The following is a 1380-nucleotide window of genomic DNA, read 5'->3' on the forward strand; positions in this document are numbered from 1 at the left end:
CGGCGGCCGCCGGAGGCAAAGGCGGTGATGAGAAGGGCGCGGTCGCGCAGGTCGACGAGACGGTCGCCGGCGCAGGCTTTCAGGAGGGCGGTCAAAATATCGGCGGTCACCGCCTTCTTGCTCTTGCGGCCGCGCGGACGGGCGCTGGCGCGCACCGCCAGCTTTATTGCGCTTTGCAGCCCCGGCGCGTTGAAGTTTCCGACAAGTCCGCGCCATTTGGTCAAGGTGGACCAGCTCGACAGGCGTCGGCGCACTGTGGCGGGCGCGTGTGGTCCGTCGCTGCGCAAAAGCCGCTGGGATTTCAGCGTCGCCGCAACGTCTTCGGGCATGCCGTGCGCTGGATCGGTCTCGTGTTTCGCGAAATCCCACAAATGGTGGGCGACGAATTTTATCAAAAACGCCTCCGGCGCTGGCCAGGGCAGCGGCTGTCCAGTCGCGGCGAGCGCCCAGGCCTCGAGATAGCCGAGGTCGGAGGCCAGCGCCCGCAGAGAATTTGCGCCGATGCCTTCTTTCGCCAGGTGGCGCAGGGTGGCGACGTCGTCATCGGTCAAAAGTCCGGCCAGAAAATCGCGACGGTCAAAGGGCAGCACGGAATCGAGCGCGTCGAGGGCTTCGGCCCGTCTCGCGACGATTTCAGCAGTCTTGGCGTTGGCAAGCTGCGCTGTCACTGGCTCGTTTCCCTCTGGTTAGCCGCCGATACTTGCGGAAAGCCCGTAAAGCCCGTATATTCCGGAACAAAGGAGTCTCGCCGATGACCACCACCGTCACCGCCGCCGCTGTCTCGAAAAACTTCGGCGCCTATCAGGATGCCGCCGTCCGTGATCCGGTCATTATCACCAAGAACGGCCGTCCGCGCACCGTGCTGCTGGCCTACGAGGATTTTGTCCGCCTGTCGAAGCGCGACCGGCGGGTCGAACTGACAGCGGAGCTCGGCGCGAACGAGATCGCCGCGGTCGAAGCCTCCGAAATGGAGCCGGGTCTTGACCATCTCAACGACGAACTCTCTGGGTCAAAACCCGCCGGCGCAAAAAGCCTGACGGCAAAAAATGCCGCCGGCTGAAATCAAGGTCGGCAACCTCTTCCGCTTTTTTTGTCCCTGACTTCGGCAGCAACTCGAGGCGCGGAAAAAAGGCGACAAGGACCGGCCCTGCCTGGTGCTGGCGCTGGTCGCCATGCAGGAGGACGGCGCGCCGGTCGTCCGGGTCCTGCCGATCACCCATACGCCGCCGTCCAATCCCGATGATGCCATTGAGATCCCGGCTGCGGTCAAGCTGCGCTTGCGGCTCGACGGCGAGCGGTCGTGGATCGTTTTGACGGAAAGCAACCGCTTCGCCTGGCCGGGGCCCGACGTCCGGCCGCTGGAGACGGAGAGCGGCTATT

The 1380-nt window shown here is 64.5% G+C and carries 1 protein-coding gene and 2 pseudogenes; 2 read left to right on the top strand and 1 reads right to left on the bottom strand.

Annotation, left to right across the window (positions count from 1 at the left end):
• Nucleotides 1-668 (bottom strand): annotated as a pseudogene (locus NKH19_RS33275) (integrase); the annotation flags it as partial.
• An 83-nt stretch (nt 669-751) separates the two neighbouring features.
• On the opposite strand from NKH19_RS33275, the gene NKH19_RS33280 reads away from it, so the two are divergent.
• Both NKH19_RS33280 and NKH19_RS33285 read left to right on the top strand, forming a co-directional pair.
• Nucleotides 752-1060, top strand: coding sequence for a type II toxin-antitoxin system Phd/YefM family antitoxin (locus NKH19_RS33280; RefSeq protein ID WP_352983940.1), 309 nt, complete (start codon nt 752-754; stop codon nt 1058-1060).
• A gap of 91 nt (nt 1061-1151) precedes the next feature.
• Nucleotides 1152-1380: pseudogene (locus NKH19_RS33285) on the top strand (plasmid maintenance toxin (PemK-like)); the annotation flags it as partial.

Source organism: Mesorhizobium sp. M1338, from assembly GCF_040318045.1.
Taxonomy (GTDB): Bacteria; Pseudomonadota; Alphaproteobacteria; order Rhizobiales; family Rhizobiaceae; genus Mesorhizobium.